The 15,781-nt window shown below is 62.9% G+C and carries 15 protein-coding genes; 5 read left to right on the forward strand and 10 right to left on the reverse strand.

What is annotated here, in order from left to right:
* Positions 1–268: 268 nt before the first annotated feature.
* Positions 269–718: a DUF3455 domain-containing protein gene (locus ACJJV2_RS09240; RefSeq protein ID WP_405280255.1), complete on the forward strand. Its 450-nt coding sequence runs from the start codon at positions 269–271 to the stop codon at positions 716–718.
* A 308-nt stretch (positions 719–1,026) separates the two neighbouring features.
* On the opposite strand, the gene ACJJV2_RS09245 is transcribed toward ACJJV2_RS09240, so the two are convergent.
* Complete coding sequence (locus tag ACJJV2_RS09245; protein ID WP_215824325.1) at positions 1,027–2,061, reverse strand: hypothetical protein; 1,035 nt, start codon at positions 2,059–2,061, stop codon at positions 1,027–1,029.
* A gap of 96 nt (positions 2,062–2,157) precedes the next feature.
* On the reverse strand, positions 2,158–2,730 hold the full coding sequence (locus ACJJV2_RS09250; RefSeq protein ID WP_215824525.1) for a helix-turn-helix domain-containing protein: 573 nt from the start codon (positions 2,728–2,730) through the stop codon (positions 2,158–2,160).
* 147 nt (positions 2,731–2,877) lie between these two features.
* Here ACJJV2_RS09250 and rhtA point away from each other — a divergent pair, with 147 nt between their 5' ends.
* Positions 2,878–3,771 carry a threonine/homoserine exporter RhtA gene (gene rhtA / locus ACJJV2_RS09255; protein ID WP_054556012.1) on the forward strand — a complete coding sequence of 298 codons (894 nt, stop codon included), beginning with the start codon at positions 2,878–2,880 and terminating at the stop codon, positions 3,769–3,771.
* A gap of 181 nt (positions 3,772–3,952) precedes the next feature.
* Entirely contained in the window at positions 3,953–4,492 is a 540-nt protein-coding gene (locus ACJJV2_RS09260) for a TspO/MBR family protein (RefSeq protein ID WP_240548752.1), read from the forward strand.
* Positions 4,493–4,709: 217 nt separating this feature from the next.
* Here ACJJV2_RS09260 and ACJJV2_RS09265 read toward each other — a convergent pair whose 3' ends face one another.
* The 5 genes from ACJJV2_RS09265 to ACJJV2_RS09285 are packed head-to-tail and all read right to left on the reverse strand — an operon-like array spanning position 4,710 to position 9,682.
* Positions 4,710–5,714, reverse strand: a complete 1,005-nt coding sequence (locus ACJJV2_RS09265) for an ATP-binding cassette domain-containing protein (protein ID WP_405280261.1) — start codon at positions 5,712–5,714, stop codon at positions 4,710–4,712.
* Entirely contained in the window at positions 5,660–6,226 is a 567-nt protein-coding gene (locus ACJJV2_RS09270) for an ATP-binding cassette domain-containing protein (RefSeq protein WP_405280263.1), read from the reverse strand. The genes ACJJV2_RS09265 and ACJJV2_RS09270 overlap by 55 nt, the downstream gene beginning before the upstream one ends.
* A complete protein-coding gene (locus tag ACJJV2_RS09275; protein ID WP_197738734.1) occupies positions 6,223–7,140 on the reverse strand; it encodes an ABC transporter permease in 918 nt (305 codons plus the stop codon). Before ACJJV2_RS09275 ends, ACJJV2_RS09270 begins: the two co-directional genes overlap by 4 nt.
* On the reverse strand, positions 7,137–8,063 hold the full coding sequence (locus tag ACJJV2_RS09280) for an ABC transporter permease (RefSeq protein ID WP_043332786.1): 927 nt from the start codon (positions 8,061–8,063) through the stop codon (positions 7,137–7,139). Before ACJJV2_RS09280 ends, ACJJV2_RS09275 begins: the two co-directional genes overlap by 4 nt.
* Entirely contained in the window at positions 8,060–9,682 is a 1,623-nt protein-coding gene (locus ACJJV2_RS09285; RefSeq protein ID WP_064503250.1) for an ABC transporter substrate-binding protein, read from the reverse strand. Before ACJJV2_RS09285 ends, ACJJV2_RS09280 begins: the two co-directional genes overlap by 4 nt.
* Positions 9,683–10,032: 350 nt before the next feature.
* Between ACJJV2_RS09285 and ACJJV2_RS09290 the strand changes: the two genes are divergently transcribed.
* On the forward strand, positions 10,033–10,731 hold the full coding sequence (locus ACJJV2_RS09290; protein WP_052384438.1) for a GNAT family N-acetyltransferase: 699 nt from the start codon (positions 10,033–10,035) through the stop codon (positions 10,729–10,731).
* Positions 10,732–10,858: 127 nt separating this feature from the next.
* On the opposite strand, the gene ACJJV2_RS09295 is transcribed toward ACJJV2_RS09290, so the two are convergent.
* On the reverse strand, positions 10,859–11,701 hold the full coding sequence (locus ACJJV2_RS09295) for an alpha/beta fold hydrolase (RefSeq protein ID WP_225996418.1): 843 nt from the start codon (positions 11,699–11,701) through the stop codon (positions 10,859–10,861).
* A gap of 177 nt (positions 11,702–11,878) precedes the next feature.
* On the opposite strand from ACJJV2_RS09295, the gene ACJJV2_RS09300 reads away from it, so the two are divergent.
* Positions 11,879–12,184 carry a hypothetical protein gene (locus ACJJV2_RS09300; RefSeq protein ID WP_043332791.1) on the forward strand — a complete coding sequence of 102 codons (306 nt, stop codon included), beginning with the start codon at positions 11,879–11,881 and terminating at the stop codon, positions 12,182–12,184.
* Between the two features lie 165 nt (positions 12,185–12,349).
* Here ACJJV2_RS09300 and ACJJV2_RS09305 read toward each other — a convergent pair whose 3' ends face one another.
* On the reverse strand, positions 12,350–14,260 hold the full coding sequence (locus ACJJV2_RS09305) for a bifunctional 2',3'-cyclic-nucleotide 2'-phosphodiesterase/3'-nucleotidase (protein ID WP_052384439.1): 1,911 nt from the start codon (positions 14,258–14,260) through the stop codon (positions 12,350–12,352).
* A 191-nt stretch (positions 14,261–14,451) separates the two neighbouring features.
* Positions 14,452–15,684, reverse strand: coding sequence for an MFS transporter (locus tag ACJJV2_RS09310; protein ID WP_215824324.1), 1,233 nt, complete (start codon positions 15,682–15,684; stop codon positions 14,452–14,454).
* Positions 15,685–15,781 lie beyond the last annotated feature (97 nt).

Below are 15,781 nucleotides of genomic sequence, written 5' to 3' on the forward strand. Positions count from 1 at the left end.
CTTCACCCTGCGCTCTTTGTGCTTATGGCCTCTTTGCATGACGCCGCTGATAGGCGCTGAAAACAAGCCCTGTATAACCACGAAAAAAAATGTGATCCCGTGACATCCAGACGAGAAAGGCCAGCGTTATGAACAGTGCAAGGGAGACAACGACACACCTGCAACCGCTAGCTGAACCTTACATGTCTACGGAGTCGTCAAGATGAAAACAATCGCCTGTATCTCTGGTATTTTCGCAGCCCTCGCATTGAGCCCGCTGGCTCAGGCCATGGACGTTCCCGAAAGCGTCACGGTGCCAAAAGGCAATGAAGTCGCCATGGAAACCGTCGGTGTCGGCAAGATCAAATGGGCCTGCGAAGCCAAGGACGATGGCACCATGGGCTGGGTCTTCAAGGGTCCGGATGCTGCTCTGAATGATGCCGATGGCAAGCAGGTCGGCAAATACTATGGTCCGCCCGCCACCTGGGAATCCATGGATGGCTCCAAGATCACCGGCACACAGCTGGCGGTAGAGCCCAACGGCAAGGGCAATATTCCGCTGCAGCTGGTCGAGGCCAACCCGGCCGAAGGTGAAGGGCACATGCAGGGCGTCACCTATGTTCAGCGCCTCAATACCCAGGGCGGTGCCGCACCTGACATGGCCTGCGATGAAGCCCACAAGGACAAGGTCGAAATCGTGATGTACCAGGCCGATTATCTGTTCTACAAGGCCATGTAATCTCAAGCCTTGAATAGAATGGATTCACCACTCGATGTCGTGTAACAAAGCGCATTGACACAGGGAAGGTGAGATCATGAAAAGCCCCGACATGCACAGGCATGTCGGGGCTTTGTCGTCATCAATCCCTGCGGGGAAATAATGATTCAGCGTGGAGCTCAATCAGCAACGCGCAGGCGATAACAGAAGTGCTAACAGAGAAGATCAGGGAGGCCATCACGAAGACAGTCAGCCCCCCCATTTCGGTGCAAAAGCCGTGAGTTTGTTTCCCCGGCCTTTGAACCGATCTCTAATCCGATAAGCTGCCGTCAGACCAGCGCCAGCATCGTATAGGGCGCTTCACAGGAGTGACGCTCATCGCGTTCATCCACGCTGCCCAGCTCATGATTGCGATCATTGTCATAGACCACGAACAGCCGTTCGCGATCCAGTACCGCAAGCCCTTCCGCCTTGTGCTCGAACTCCAGCACGCGACCATCCTCATGCGTCACCAGCGTCGGGGGCTTGCCTGCATGGAAGTCCGAAAGCGACAGCACCCACAGATAGCCCCCGATCACCTCTTCACTGCCCTCGGTCTCGAAGCTGGTCACCAGGTAGAGACGTGCGTGATAGGGATCATATTCCAGGCTCGAAAGACCACACTCGTGATTCACGCCCTCATACTCGGCGGGGTCAAAGGCATAGACGTCGTGAAGGTCCTCGATGAACTCGATATTGTCGCTGTCGGTCATGGCATAGCGCGCCCCGATGACGCGTCGCACGTACGCGAAGTCATCATGCGAGTTGCCTTGTTCGCGCACCCCGAACAGGATCAGCCCATCGCCCTTGTCACTCGGGACGACCGCCAGACCTTCGATCTTGTAGTACGGCTGGCCAATGGCCGCTTCCAGCTTCTGACGGAATTCCAGTGAGCCCTCGACCCCGTCACGCGGGTCCGGGTCGACCACCTGCACCTTGTCCGGCTCGCCCAGCGGCCAGATCAACAGGTGGTTGTAGGCATTCAGGGCATGGCTCTCGCTGTCGATGCGATCAAACCCGGTGGTCGCCAACATGTGACGGCCATCGGTGGTCAACGCGAAGTCTTCATATTTGACCGCCTGACGGATAAGCGGCGTGGTCAGATACTCAAGCTGACTGTCATCGGGCCCTTGCGAATCCAGAGGCAAGGAGAAGACCGCCGAGCGTCCCTCGCCCGGAATCGGCTTGTCACTCGCCATCAACAGACGCTCGCCGTCATAGGCCACGGCGGAAATCTCGGCGTTCACCAGCTTGCCCTCCTCATCCTTCAAGCCGGCCGGAAAACAATGGATCGTGCCCTGTTGCGTGATACGTACCTTCGCCATGCATGGCTCCTTGAAATGAAACGTCATGACAGTGGGACAGGCCATGCAGGATTGAGTTCGTGCTAACCACTTGAAGACCTTGAACCACAATCACCATCAGTGCAGCACATTGCGAATAAAGCGCAGCATCCCGGTGCCCGTGTTGTGGTAGCGGTAGGCCTGATCACTGGGATAGACATGGAAATCCCCAGCGTGAATGACGATTTCCTCACGTTCCAGCGTGAGGGTCAGCTCGCCTTGCGTGACCACCAGCATCTCGTGCCAGCCGGCATCATCGGGCGCGGAGTCATAGTGCTCGCCGGGGGCAAGAGTCCAGTCCCATAACTCGACTTCCTGGGTCGCCGGTTTGCTGGCCAGCAGCACCGCGCGGCTTTCGGGCGCCTGCCCGACCCACGCCACCTCATTGATGCGTGCCGAGTCTTCGCTTTCCGGGGGCTGCACCAGCGCGTAGAAAAGTACCCCAAGCGCCTCGGCGAGCTTGTCGAGCGTGCCCAGGCTGACATTGACGTCGCCCTTCTCGATATTCACCAGCATGCGGCGGCTGATCTCGGCCTGATCCGCGAGTGCCTGCTGGCTCAGCTCGGCGGCCAGACGCAGACGGCGAACATTGGCCGCGACATGGACCAGAACATCGGGTCGATCTTTACTGTTGTGCAATATAGTGCGCATCCGTACAATCCCGCTGACGATGAGGGAAGCCGGCATCCCACTGGCCTCAAGCTCCCTTCCCTTGCTACCTCAATGTCCCTGAATCATGCCGCATGTGTTCTTGACTGACCATGCCCGTCATCCACTGGATCGCTCAAGGAGCCCCCCATGTCCGTTGCCGTCGCCGCCTCCTCTTCTCGTCTGTGGCCCGTCGCCATGCTGCTGGTCGCCATGTGCTCGATCCAGAGCGGTGCTTCGCTGGCCACTTCCCTGTTCCCGATGATCGGCGCGGCGGGCGCGACGGCGATTCGTTTGATCATCGCCTCGATTCTGCTGCTGGCCATTCTGCGCCCGTGGCGCAAGCCGGTGACGCGCAAGGCCTGGAAGTCCATCACCATCTACGGCGTGGCGCTGGGCGTGATGAACCTGCTGTTCTACCAGGCCCTCAAGACGGTACCGCTGGGCATCGCCGTGGCACTGGAATTCACCGGCCCGCTGGCCGTGGCGCTGCTGAGCTCGCGCCGCTGGATCGATCTTGGCTGGGTGGCGCTGGCGATCACCGGGCTGGTACTGCTGTTGTTGCTGGGTGAGGACACCGCCGCGCCGATCGACCCCGTCGGTGCCGCCTTCGCCCTCGGCGCTGGTCTCTGCTGGGCGCTGTATATCCTGTTTGGCCAGAAGGCCGGCGCAGGCAATGGCACCCAGAGCGCGGCGCTGGGCATCACGATCGCGGCGGTGGTGGTCGCGCCCGTCGGCCTGATGGAGGCCGGCAGCGCCATGTTTTCGGTCGATATCCTGCCGTTGGCACTGGCCGTCGCGGTGCTCTCGACCGCGCTGCCCTACACCCTCGAGATGGTGGCCTTGCCGCGCCTGCCGACTCACACCTTCGGCACCCTGATGAGTCTGGAACCCGCCATCGGGGCGCTCTCCGGCCTGTTGTTCCTCGGTCAGACGCTGGGCATCTTCCAGTGGCTCGCCATCGGTCTGGTCATCGCCGCCTCGGTGGGTACGACGCTGACCGGTCGCAGCAAGGAAGTCTTCGATGGGCCGGTGCCGGATTGAGGATGTCCCCGCCGTCCGCAGCTGAGCCGTTCAGATGTTCCGTTCAGCTGAACCGGGCAGACGTACCTCTCAGCTGAACCGTTCAGGTGCCCCTTTCAGGAAGAACGGGACGGTGAATCAGGACGCAGCGTGGGATATCGTGTCTTTCTCTATCACGCTTTTCGAGACAGGAGACCGCCAGATGACATCGCCACGTTCCGCGTCTTCCTCACCCTCCGCTGCGCGCTCTACCGCCCAGATGGTGGTGTGGTTCGGGCTGAGCTTCCTCACTGCCGCCATCGGCGCGCTGGCCTCGGTTGATGCGAAGACCTTCTATGCAAGCCTCACCCAACCGGCCTGGGCCCCGCCGGCGGGTGCCTTCGGGCCGGTGTGGACGGCGCTGTTCGTGATGATGGCGCTCGCCGCCTGGCGTGTCGCGCGCGATGGCTTGCATGCCAGCAATGGCTTCCGTTGGCGCCATCGTCTGGCGCTCGGGCTGTTCGTGGTGCAGCTGGTCGTCAACGGCCTGTGGAGCTGGCTGTTCTTCGCCTGGCATCTCGGTCAGGCGGCGTTCATCGACGTGCTGGTGCTGTGGACGCTGATCGCCGTCACCCTGATCGCCTTCTGGCGTATCAGTCGCCTGGCCGGGCTGTTGATGCTGCCCTATCTGGCGTGGGTGACGCTGGCCAGTGCGCTGACCTGGTCCGTCTGGCAAGCCAATCCGGCCCTGCTGGGCGGGTGAGCCGGCAACGATCGACCTGACGGCAGATGAGCGGCCAGCACTCGGCCCCCGACGCCAGAACATCCCTCGCGGACACCAAACGCCAACGCCCGGCCGAGACTCCTGCAGAGTCTCGGCCGGGCGTTGGCGTATCAAGCGTCGTCTTGCTGGTGCGATTCTTGCTGTTGCGATGATGCCTTGCGGTCCACTGGTGCCGCGGTGCGGGCCTGGTAAGCGATCAGATCGCCTGACGCGCCTTCAAGCGACCTTCCTCTACTACCAGTACGCGATCCGCGACCTTGCGCAGCAGCGCCGCATCATGACTGACCAGCACCAGCGCCGTGCCCTGCTCGCGCACCATCTTCACCATGCAGGCGATCACCTCCTGCTGAACCAGCGGATCAAGGCGTGAGGTTGGCTCATCGGCGAACACGAAGCGCGGCTTGATCAGCATCAGACGCAACAGCGCGAAACGCTGCAATTCGCCACCCGAGACCTGCCCCGGCAGACGCGAGAGCAATTCCGGCGCCAGGCTCAGTTGCTCCATCAGCTGCGGCAGCTGGCTGTCGTCGAGACGATGGCGTGCGCTGAGATCCTTCAACAGGCGCCCCAGTGTCCGGCGTGGCGGGAAGGTCGCCACGGGGTCCTGATAGAGCTTCTGATACTCCTGGCGTTCGGCATGCTGGACCACGCGTCCTGAATGCGGTGGCAACAGGCCGAGCAGCGCATCGCCCAGCGATGACTTGCCACAGCCTGAAGCGCCCTGGACGCCGATGATCTCACCGCCCTTCACGCTGAGTTCCACGTCACGCAGCAGCGCGGTGCCCCCGCGCGCGATGGTCAGATTCTCGGCGCGGATGATGGTCTCGCCTGCCACCTTGCCATCACGGCTTGCACTGTCGGCTGCCGGCTTGAAGGCGGCCTCCGGCCAGGCCTGCGGCGCGGCATTCACCAGGCGTCGGGTATAGGCATGTGTCGGCGCGGCCAGCACGTCACGCGTCGCGCCCTGCTCGATCACCTGCCCCCTGCGTACCACCATCAGCCGGCCACCGATCTGGTGCGCCAGCGCCATGTCATGGGTGATGACCATCAAACCAGCACGCGGTGTCTCGGCCAATGACTTGAGCAGCAGCTCGCCGATCTCGCTGACGCGGGCGGCGTCCAGCCCCTTGGTCGGCTCGTCGGCGATCAACAGCGGTGCGCCGCCGGCGCGGGCGGCCGCAAAGGCCACACGTTGCGCCATGCCACCGACAGCTTGCCCGGCAGCTGCTCGCTGGCCGCGGCGACACCCAACTGCTCCAGATCACTGCGCGCGGCCGCGTGGGAGGCCTGTGCCGAACGCCCCGCGACCAGTCGATATGCCTCACCGACCTGACGAATCACCTTCATCAACGGGTCCAGCGCCAGCCAGGGCTCCTGGGGCAATACCGCCAGGCGGCGACCCCAGAGCGGGCGACGATTCTCTGGCGTATGCAGAGGATATGGCTCGCCGTCGAGCCACAGGCTGCCGGAGGCCACAAGCTCCGGGGGCAGCGTGCCCAGCAGTGCCTGAGCCAGCAGACTCTTGCCGGACCCCGTCTCACCGATCACCACCAGCGGCTCTCCCGCCTTGAGCGCAAGCGAGACAGGCTCCAGCAGCGCCGTCTGCGCACCCTGGACCCGCACGCTCACATCCTCGGCACTTAGCACCACATCATCCGCCGTTGCCCCATCCCGCGTGTGAGAGGCTGGCGTGGTCATTGTCGCGACATTCATGGGCGCGCTCCTTCGAGGGTGTCCGCGGCGGTTGACGTTCTGGCCTTGCTGCCGGACATCAGCAACAGCCCCAGCAACAGCAGGAAGGTAACCAGCACCGGCGTCAGCAGCGCGAATGGCGCTTCACGCCAGTACGGCAACAGCTCGACCATCATGGTGCCCAGCTCCGGCGTGGGCTCCGGAATGCCGACATGCACGAAGCCCAGCGCGGCAATCGCCATCAGGGCGTTGGCCATGCCGAAGGCCATCGCCGTCATCATCACGGGTGCCATTTCCGGCCACAGGTGATGACGAAACCGGTACCAGGCCCCGAAGCCCAGCAGACGGCTGGCCTCCACACCGGGACTCGCCAGCACGCTGCGACCGGTGGCGCGAGCCAGGCGGAAGAATTCCACCCACAGCACCAGCGACAGACCCAACCACAATGCCAGCGGCGTCGACGGCAGGATGACGCTGACCATCAGCACCAGCAGCAGCCCCGGCAATGCCAGCAGGCTGTCTGCCACCAGGCTCAACAGGCGCTCGGCCCAACCACCGCGTCCCGCGGCCAGCAGGCCCAGCGAAATGCCCGAAAAAGCCGCCAGAATCACCGCCCCCGCGGCAATGGAAAGCGACAGCCCGAGCGCCGCCACCAGGCGGTGATAAAGGGAGCGCCCAAGGTGGTCATAGCCCAGCGGGGCGCTGGTGATCACCTCGCCGGCGTCAGAGACACCGACGGCATCCGCGCCCTGCAGTGCACGATAGAGATGCTGCTCCAGCGGGTCTCCCGGTATCACCAGATTGCCCAGCAAGGCCAGCAGCACCAGACTGGCGACCATCGCGGCCCCGATCACCCGGCGCAACGGCCAGTCAAGACGTGGACGACGCACGGCTTCCACGCGCTGCGGCGCAAGCCCTTCCACCACCTGATTCATTTCACACCCCGTGGGTCCAGTTGGCGACCCAGCAGATCGACCAGCAGATTGATCAAGACAAAGCCGACGCCCAGCACCAGGGCGGTGCCCTGCACCATCGGCACATCGCGCGAGAAGATGGCGTGCACCAGCGCATGGCCGATGCCCGGCCAGCCGAAGATGCTCTCGATCACCACCACACCCTCCACCAGGGTCACGAACTGCAGTCCCAGATAGGTCACCAGCGGCAAGGCCACATGGCGCAGGCCGTGACGCCAGAAGGTCTGGGCGTTGCTGAGGCCCTTCCAGCGCGCGAAATCATGAAAGGCCGTCTGGGTGACGGCGGCCATGGCATCACGTGCCAGGCGTGCCGATACCGCTGCCAGCCCGAGCGCCAGCGTCATCGCCGGCAGAATGAAGTGCTGCGGCTCACCGTGACCGGCGGCCGGCAGCAGGCCCATCTCCACCGAGATCAGCAGGATCAGCACCAGCGCCAGCAGGAACTGCGGCGTGGCACGCAGCAGACTGCAGACGGCCAGCAGGCTACGGTCCAGCCAGCCACCGGCACGCAGACCGGCCAGCAGCCCCAGCGGCGGGCCGATCAGCAGCGAGATGCCCAGCGCCGCGCCGGCGAGCGACAGGGAGTTGCCCAGCTGATGACGAATCTCCACCCACACCGATTCACCGGAAATCAGCGAGGTGCCAAACTCCAGGCGCAGGATATCGCCCAGCCAGTAAAGGAAGTGCAAGCCGCCCTGTGCCTCGAGGCCCAGTTCGGCGCGTACCGAGGCCGCAGCGGCCGCATCCAGCGCATCATAGCCATAGCGGCCGGCCGCGATACGCCAGGCGGCATCGCCGGGCAGACTCTGCATCATCAGATAGCTGGCGCCGCCGACCATCAGCACCACCATCAATAGCTGCAACAGACGTGAAGGGAGATTCATTGTGCCCACCGCAATTCTGAAAGGCCGAAACTACGCTCCCAGGGATCTACCTGAGCGCTTTGCAGTCGATTGGAGATCGCCAGGTTCTGGTAGTACCAGGCGATGGGGATCACGGGCAGCGCCCGCTGGATCACGCCGCTGGCCTGGGCGCGCGGGTCCTGCCCTGCCGGCGTGGGCCCATAGCCCTCGCGTGCCATGCGCTCAAGCTCGGCGGTGAAGTCCGCATCGAACCAGCCCATCGCGCCCCAGTCGCCACCAGGGGCCTCGGGGGTTCCCGCGTAATCGCTCAGCACGTTGCCGATGGGGTCCGGCACCATGGCCAGATTGCGCGCGAACAGCGCCATGTCGAGGCTGCCGTCATGATGGCCGGCCGGAATCGCCGAGAAGTTGGTGATATCCAGACGCGTCTGGATGCCGATGGCGTGGAACTGGCGCTCCAGCACCGTGGCGACCAGCGGCAGCTCCGGACGGTCCGAGAAGGTGATCAGGCTGATCGCGAGGCGCTGGCCATCCTTGTGGCGGATACCCTCCTCGCCGACGGTCCAACCTGCGGCGTCCAGCAGTGCACGCGCCTCGGCGACGTCCTGATGCAGCTCGGGCAGTGCGGGGTCATGCCAGCCTTCCACCATCGGCGGGAACAGCTGGCTGGCGCCACGCGGATAGCGCAGCACGACCTGAGCGATGGCGGTGCGATCGATCGCCAGACTCAATGCACGCCGTACAGCGGGGTCCTGAAAGGCCGGATGATTGGCGTTGACCTTCAACAGCATCGTGCGCGGCGTCGCGGCCGCTGCCAGAGTCACACGCGGCGACTGGGAGAGACGCTGGCGACTGGCGGGGTCCAGCCCATAGGTGAAGTCGGCATCTCCGCTCTCGGCGATCAATGCCCTGCCCTCGGCGCGGCTCACCGCCTGATAGCGCGCCTGGCGCACCTCGGGCTGCGGGCCCCAGTAGTCCTCGAAGGCGGTGACTTCCAGGCTCAAGGGCGGCGTCATGCGCAGCATGCGATAGGGGCCGGTGCCGATGACCTGCTGGGCGGTGCCCGTCTCATCGAAGGCTGCCGGCGCGAGTATCTGCTGGCGATAATCGGCCAGATAGGCGGGCAATGCGGCGAAGGGCTCGCTGAGGGCAATCACCAGCGTCTGGGCATCTTCGGCGACGATCCGCTCGACCGGCACCGACTTCAACAGACCCGGCTTGGCACTTGCGATCTCGAGCACCTGACGCGCCACCTCGGCATCCAGCTGGCTGCCATCATGGAACTGTACGCCGGAGCGGAGCGTGAAGCGCCACTCCAGGCCGTCATCCGAGACCTCCCAATCGGTCGCCAATCCCGGCTGCAGCTCTCCCGTGGCATCCACCTCGACCAGTGTCTCGACGATCTGCATGCGCTGGAAAAGAATGCCGCTGAGCAGCGGGTCCGCCCCCTTAATGTCGAAGGGCGCGACAATCTCCAGACGTCGTGTGTCAGCCGCCGACGCTTGCGCCGCTGAGGCATCTTGCGCATGGCTGGGCTGCACCACGGCCAGGCTCAGCGCGACGCTGGCGACGGCCAGCTGCCTGCGATCGTGAAGGAAGGTTCGGTATTGCCACCGAAGCCTTGAGAGCAATTTGACCATCGATATCGCGAGTCCCGAGCAAGAGCATGGATGCCGACGCGCAACCGCCGCCGCCGAACAAAAACGCAATGTTATAGTGTAACTATTACGTTTTGGCAACTCTCGACTCACCTTCTACGACTGGGCAAAGCTGGACGGGCACTTGAGGGGCACTTGAGGGGCACTTGAGGGGCGCTTGAAAGGTGCAGGACAAGCACTGGACAGGCATTCACTTGTCAGCGGCAACCCAACATCCGATGATAGATGGCAAACTACATTAGTATGCGCTAACCGACTGGTCCGCTATTCTGGACGAATGGTCATCAGTCCGCGCATCTGTGCCCCTACCCTCAACAATAAGCGACAGGATCATGGATGATCTCAGCATTACCCCTATCAGCGATTCGGCTTGCAGCAGCTATCTGAGCGCCGCGGCTCGGCGACTGTGCTGCGGCAACATGCTCGCGACCTACAAACGGCATGGCATGAGCTGGAACGAGGAGTTGTTCAGCGAGCGCTGGCAGGACAACGAGAACTACGCGATACGTATCAATGGCGAATGGGTCGGCTTCATCAGCCTCAAGGCCCTGCCGGACATCCTGTATCTGCGCGACCTGCAACTGGTGCCACATTGGCAAGGCCGTGGCGTCGGCTCCGCCTGCCTGAACTGGTTGATCCAGCTGGCAACGCAACAGGAGTACGGCCAGTCGCTGATGAAAGACCGCGCCTCCGAGCTCTCCCCGGGCGCTCAGCCCTGCCCGCGCGCGCTGCGCCTGAGAGTCTTCTCCGACAGCCCGGCATTGGCGCTCTACCAGCGCCACGGCTTCACCCTGGTCAATGAGCAGTGCACCCCGACGCGCAGTGGCAGCATCATGGCACTGGAAAGACCCCTCGCCTTCCAGACAGCGCCGACGCTTGCCCCGCGGAGTGATCACGCGCCCCTGCCCCCGGTAGGCAATGCCTCTCTCGACACGATCATCGATGACCTTACCGAGGAAGAGGCCTTGACGATCACCGCCAAGCGCAAGCGACAGTCCCCTCCGGCCGCGCGGAACATCGCGCATCATTAGGCGATTTCCCGTGCGCGATTTCCGCCAGATACGACAATGCCCGGTCATAGGACCGGGCATTATCGTTCAGGACTCATTCACCATCAGGGGTGAGATTTTACTGCGCTTATGGCTGATGGGCTCCTCCTCAGCGGGCGAGGAAGTCCAGGATATAGCGCACGGTATCCTGCGGCTTTTCATCCGTCACCCAGTGACCGGCATCCTTCACCCAGATCAGCTCGGCACCCGGAATGGCATCTGCCAGCATCGGGGCGTAATCCGGCTTCTGGAAGTTGTCCTTGTCGCCCCACAGCACCAGAGTCTTGATCTCGATATTCTTGAGCTCACCGGCGATGGCCTGGGTGTATTCCTTGTTGAGACGACGCATGTTGCGGAAGAAAGCCGCCTTGCCTTGCTCGCTGTTCCACTGGGACACATAGCGCTCGACCATCTCTTCGGTCGCGACGGCCGGATCATGCACACCACTGGGCATGAAGCCGCGCATGGTGCTGATGAATTCCTCGACGCTGGTCGCTTCCTCGACGCCCGGCTCCAGCAGCTGCTTGAACTCCGGAATCGGCCAGGAATCGAAGCATACGCTGTCGATCAGTACTTGACGGCGAACACGCTCGGGATGATTGACGGCCATCAGCTGACCGATACCTCCGCCGATATCATGCGAGACGACATCCGCACTCGCCACACCCAGTGAATCCATCAGCTTGATGAAGATGCGTGTCTGGGCATTGATGGAAACGTCAGCATCCACCGGCATGTCCGACTCGCCATAGTTGAGCATGTCCGGGGCGATGACACGATAATGCCTGGCCAATTCCGGCATCACATCACGCCACATCAGCTTGTTGGTCGGAATACCGTGAATCAACAACAGCGGCTGACCTTCACCCATTTCCTTGTAGGCAATGCGGTGACCTTCGATCATCGCATAACGGGTTTCCAGGGCTTCCATTGTCACGTTGTCGTGGCTCATTGCTGACCTCTTCGCTTGATGAATACTCAATCACGGCCTGGCGAAACAGTGCTATATCGCGGTGATGCCGTGAACTTGGGACCACCTTACGGATTCCTGAGCGATCACTCAAGCACGATTTTGATTGATTGCTCAAAATACGCTTTAATGGCCCCATCAAATTCAAGGGAAACGCCCATGGCCCGTGTCATCAACCGCAGTCTGCTCGATCTTCGTCGCCTGACCATCAACCTGGTGACCTACCCCGAAGGCCACAGCGTGATGCGCCACAACGACCCGATGGGCAGCGGCAGCTACTACAAGCTCAATATCGTGCTCAAGAAGCCCCGCCGGGGCGGTGTCTTCGAGACCGATGGCAGCCTCTTTCGCCTCGCGGACCGCGTGGTGCTGTTTCGCCCCGACCTTCACGAACACAGCGTCAGCCGCATCGAGCGCGGCAAACGCGTGCTGCTGAGCATCGCCTTGCACGCACCTTGGCGCTGACCCGCAATGGGACTGCGCAAAAGAACCTGAGGCAAAAGCGAATAATGAAACAGATAGCGGGTAGCGCCAAGTGACAAAAAAACGCCAGTCAGCAATTGCTGACTGGCGTTTTTTCCCACCTGAATCCAGGCCAGGAACGACGTGCTCGACAATGTGCTGCCTTGGCTATTCCATCCGGTCCAGCCCGACGCGATAACGGGCAAAGCCCATCTCGTCCTGATCCACCAACGTCATCGGGTAGACCGCCTGGGCATCAATGAACTGCTGCGCATCCTCGCCGGGGGCGGTGGTGAAGCGAATGTCCAGCGGGGTATCGGTGTCGATCGCGGCCAGCCGCCAGTTGTGATCCGCCGCGGGGTCCACCGCGCCCTGCTGCTGCGTCTGGCGCGAGATGTACTGGGCCAGAATGCTGCGATTTTCATCCGGTGACGCGAAAGCGATATGCGACTCTCCGGTGCCGGGGAAGTCCTCGCCGTAGGCGCGATAGTTGTTGGTCGCGAGCAGGAAGACCTCGTCGTCCTTGACCGGCTCGCCCTGGTAGGCGAGTCCCTGGATACGGTGGGCATCGGCGTCGATCAGCGCGCAATTGCCGTCGTAACGCGCCGGCTGCGTGACATCCACCCGGTACTCGACGCCATCGATCACGTCGAAGTTGTAGCTGCGGAAACCTTCCCAGTTGATCAAGGGCTGGGGCGTGGCGAGATCCGGATCAATGCGATGGAACTGGCCGGCGCTGCACTCGAGCCATTCCCGCACTTCCCTGCCGGTGACCTTGAGCGCCACCAGCGTATTCGGATAGAGATAGAGATCGGCGGCATTGCGGAAGCTCAGCTCGCCCGCCTCCATCTCGGTGAACTGGGTCGGATCATTGTGACGGCCGCCGACCTTGAACGGCGCGGCTGCCGAGAGAATCGGCAAGCCTTCCAGGTCCGGGTCGCCTTCGACGAAGCGTTTGACGTAATCGGCCTGGGCGCGATTGACGATCTGGATCGTCGGGTCGTCCTGCACCAGCGCCAGATAGCTCTTCATCGCCGCACTGGCGCGTCCGATGCTGCGATTGACGTACTCGCGCGTGGCGTCGTGCTCATGATCGACCAGCGCCGCCAGTTCGGCATCTTCCGCCACTTGCGCCTCGCCCCCTACCTGAATCGGGCGGGCTTCTGTCTGGCCGCTCACTACCCGCCACTGGCCCGAGGCATTGCTCAGTTCGAGATCCATCACGCCCACATGGCTGCCCCAGTGCCCCGGCATCATCGCCGGCACGCCATTGAGGGTGCCCCTGGCGATATCGGCCCCCGGTACCTCGGCGAATTCCTCGCTGGGGAAGACGGCATGGGCATGCCCGAAGGCGATGCCATCGATGCCCTCGACCTGCGAGAGGTAATACACCGAATTCTCGGCCATCACCCGGTAGGGGTCGGTCGAGATGCCGGAGTGCGGGATGGCGATCACCACATCCGCGCCCGCCCGGCGCATCTCGGGCACCCAGCGCCTGGCGCTCTCGGTGATGCCCTCGGCCGTCAGGCGGCCCTGGAGGTGCTTGCGGTCCCAGGTCATCACCTGCGGCGGTGCGAAGCCGATATAGCCGATCTTCAATGTCTGAGCGTTGCCCTCACTGTCGGTGAAGGCATGGGCGGTGATCTGGTAGGGCGTGAAGTACGGCTCGCCTGTCGTGGCGTCCAGCAGGTTGGCGTTCACATAGGGGAACTGCGCGCCGGACAGCGCCCGTTCGAGATACTCGAGCCCGTAATTGAATTCATGATTGCCGATATTGCCGACATCGTAATCCAGCTGATTCATGACCTTGTAGGCCGGGAAGACATCACCCTCCTCGAGACCTTCTGCCGCCATGTAATCGCCCATCGGGCTGCCCTGGATGAGGTCGCCATTGTCCAGCAGCACGCTGTTGGCTACCTCGGCACGCGCCTGCTTGATCAGACCTGCCGCGCGTACCAGGCCGATGCGCACGCTGGGCCGGTCCTTGTAATAGTCGTAATCCATCACGTTGGCGTGGATGTCGGTGGTCTCGATCACGCGCAGTGACAGCGTCGCGGCATTGGCTGGCTGAACGATCATGAAGATACCTCCGAGACTGGCCAGGCCAAGGATGGCTGCCCGCAAAGGCGGCTTGCGCCGACGTCCGGGGTGCTGCGCAACAGCTGGCGAGTCAGACGCCCGTTGATCTTCGCTAGCCGATGAAGCATTCGCCATCTCTCACTTCCTTGTCATGGGGGGATGTGCCAGTGCCCCTTGGGGGCAGCGCTCCATTATTCAGATGCCGACGCCTCAGGCAACTGGCGGTCTCTGCCCGCCAGCCAGCCGACACCTGCCATCAGCACACTGAGGACGGCGCAGACCATCAGTGCCAGCTGCCAATTGCCCTGCATATCGTAGAGCGCGCCGATCAGCGGCGGCCCCATGGCCGCGAGCAGATAGCCCAGCGTCTGCGCCATGCTCGACAGTGAAGCCGACTGCATGGCATCACGCGCCCGCAGCCCCATGAATGACAAGGCGAGAATGAAGCTGGCCCCGGAGCCCGCGCCCAGCAACAGCACCCACACCAGTGCCCACTTTGGCATCAGCCATAGCCCGATGAATCCCGCCAGCGACATGCAGGGCGTCGCGAAGGCGATCAGGCGTTGATCCTTCAGGCGCGGCATCAGGGGCACCAGAATCAATCCCGGCAAGGCCGAAGCCAGCTGGAGTAGACCATGCAACGAGCCCGCCTTCTCGGCTGAGAAGCCATTGTCCGCCAGCATGCTCGGCAGCCAGCTGTTGACGGTATAGAACAGCAGCGAATTGATGCCCATGAAGAGCGTCACCTGCCAGGCCAGTGGCGAATGCCACACGGCTGCCTGACGCACCGGCCGCGCGGCACCCTTCTCGGCTTCCTTCGCCGCCGCCGGCAGGGAGCGACGTGACAACTGCGGCCACCACACCCCCATCGTCACCAATGGCAAAACGACCACTATGAGCATCGCGTACTGCCAGCCAGCGCTGCTGCCCTGTGCCAAAGGCACCATCAGCGCCGAGGCGATGGCGGCCATGATGCCCATGGTCAGCACATAGCAGGAGGTCAGCAGCGCGACATGCTGCGCAAAGCTGCGTTTGACCAGACTGGGCAGCAGCACATTGCCCACGGCAATGCCCGCCCCGATCAGGCCGATACCCAGATAGAGGGCCAGCATGCTGCCCTGCACCCGCAGCACGATGCCCGCGGCGATCGTCACCAAGGCGAGGAAGAGACTGCGTTCAAGCCCGAGACCTCTGGCGAGGCGCGGCACCCAGGGCGAGACGACGACGAAGGCCAGCAGCGGCAGAATCATCAACAGGCCAGCCGCCGTGGCATTGAAGCCCAGCGCCGCCTGCAGGCGCTCCAGCAGTGGCGCGATACTGGTGAAGGGCGCACGCAGGTTCATGGCGATCAACAGGATACCGGCGATCAATACGGCCGGATGGCTCAGTCGCCGGACAGGAGACGAGTGGCAGAGTTCAGTCATGAGGCGCTCGCAGCGATCGTGAAACGGGGTAATGGCGGGACGACACCCAAGAGATGAGTCCGCACACAGAGTGAGGCTAGCTTAATCCCCTCGCCCA

The sequence above is a fragment of the Cobetia sp. Ld8 genome, assembly GCF_045066615.1.
Lineage (GTDB): Bacteria > Pseudomonadota > Gammaproteobacteria > Pseudomonadales > Halomonadaceae > Cobetia > Cobetia amphilecti.

What these genes read in the sequence shown, in the direction of transcription:
- ACJJV2_RS09265 (WP_405280261.1), bottom strand. Translation starts at nt 5,714, where the DNA reads ATGGCGCAACGTGTGGCCTTTGCGGCCGCCCGCGCCGGCGGCGCACCG.
- ACJJV2_RS09290 (WP_052384438.1), top strand. Translation starts at nt 10,033, where the DNA reads ATGGATGATCTCAGCATTACCCCTATCAGCGATTCGGCTTGCAGCAGC.
- ACJJV2_RS09245 (WP_215824325.1), bottom strand. Translation starts at nt 2,061, where the DNA reads ATGGCGAAGGTACGTATCACGCAACAGGGCACGATCCATTGTTTTCCG.
- ACJJV2_RS09240 (WP_405280255.1), top strand. Translation starts at nt 269, where the DNA reads ATGGACGTTCCCGAAAGCGTCACGGTGCCAAAAGGCAATGAAGTCGCC.
- ACJJV2_RS09295 (WP_225996418.1), bottom strand. Translation starts at nt 11,701, where the DNA reads ATGAGCCACGACAACGTGACAATGGAAGCCCTGGAAACCCGTTATGCG.
- ACJJV2_RS09300 (WP_043332791.1), top strand. Translation starts at nt 11,879, where the DNA reads ATGGCCCGTGTCATCAACCGCAGTCTGCTCGATCTTCGTCGCCTGACC.
- ACJJV2_RS09260 (WP_240548752.1), top strand. Translation starts at nt 3,953, where the DNA reads ATGACATCGCCACGTTCCGCGTCTTCCTCACCCTCCGCTGCGCGCTCT.
- rhtA (WP_054556012.1), top strand. Translation starts at nt 2,878, where the DNA reads ATGTCCGTTGCCGTCGCCGCCTCCTCTTCTCGTCTGTGGCCCGTCGCC.
- ACJJV2_RS09310 (WP_215824324.1), bottom strand. Translation starts at nt 15,684, where the DNA reads ATGACTGAACTCTGCCACTCGTCTCCTGTCCGGCGACTGAGCCATCCG.
- ACJJV2_RS09285 (WP_064503250.1), bottom strand. Translation starts at nt 9,682, where the DNA reads ATGGTCAAATTGCTCTCAAGGCTTCGGTGGCAATACCGAACCTTCCTT.
- ACJJV2_RS09250 (WP_215824525.1), bottom strand. Translation starts at nt 2,730, where the DNA reads ATGCGCACTATATTGCACAACAGTAAAGATCGACCCGATGTTCTGGTC.
- ACJJV2_RS09270 (WP_405280263.1), bottom strand. Translation starts at nt 6,226, where the DNA reads ATGAATGTCGCGACAATGACCACGCCAGCCTCTCACACGCGGGATGGG.
- ACJJV2_RS09305 (WP_052384439.1), bottom strand. Translation starts at nt 14,260, where the DNA reads ATGATCGTTCAGCCAGCCAATGCCGCGACGCTGTCACTGCGCGTGATC.
- ACJJV2_RS09275 (WP_197738734.1), bottom strand. Translation starts at nt 7,140, where the DNA reads ATGAATCAGGTGGTGGAAGGGCTTGCGCCGCAGCGCGTGGAAGCCGTG.
- ACJJV2_RS09280 (WP_043332786.1), bottom strand. Translation starts at nt 8,063, where the DNA reads ATGAATCTCCCTTCACGTCTGTTGCAGCTATTGATGGTGGTGCTGATG.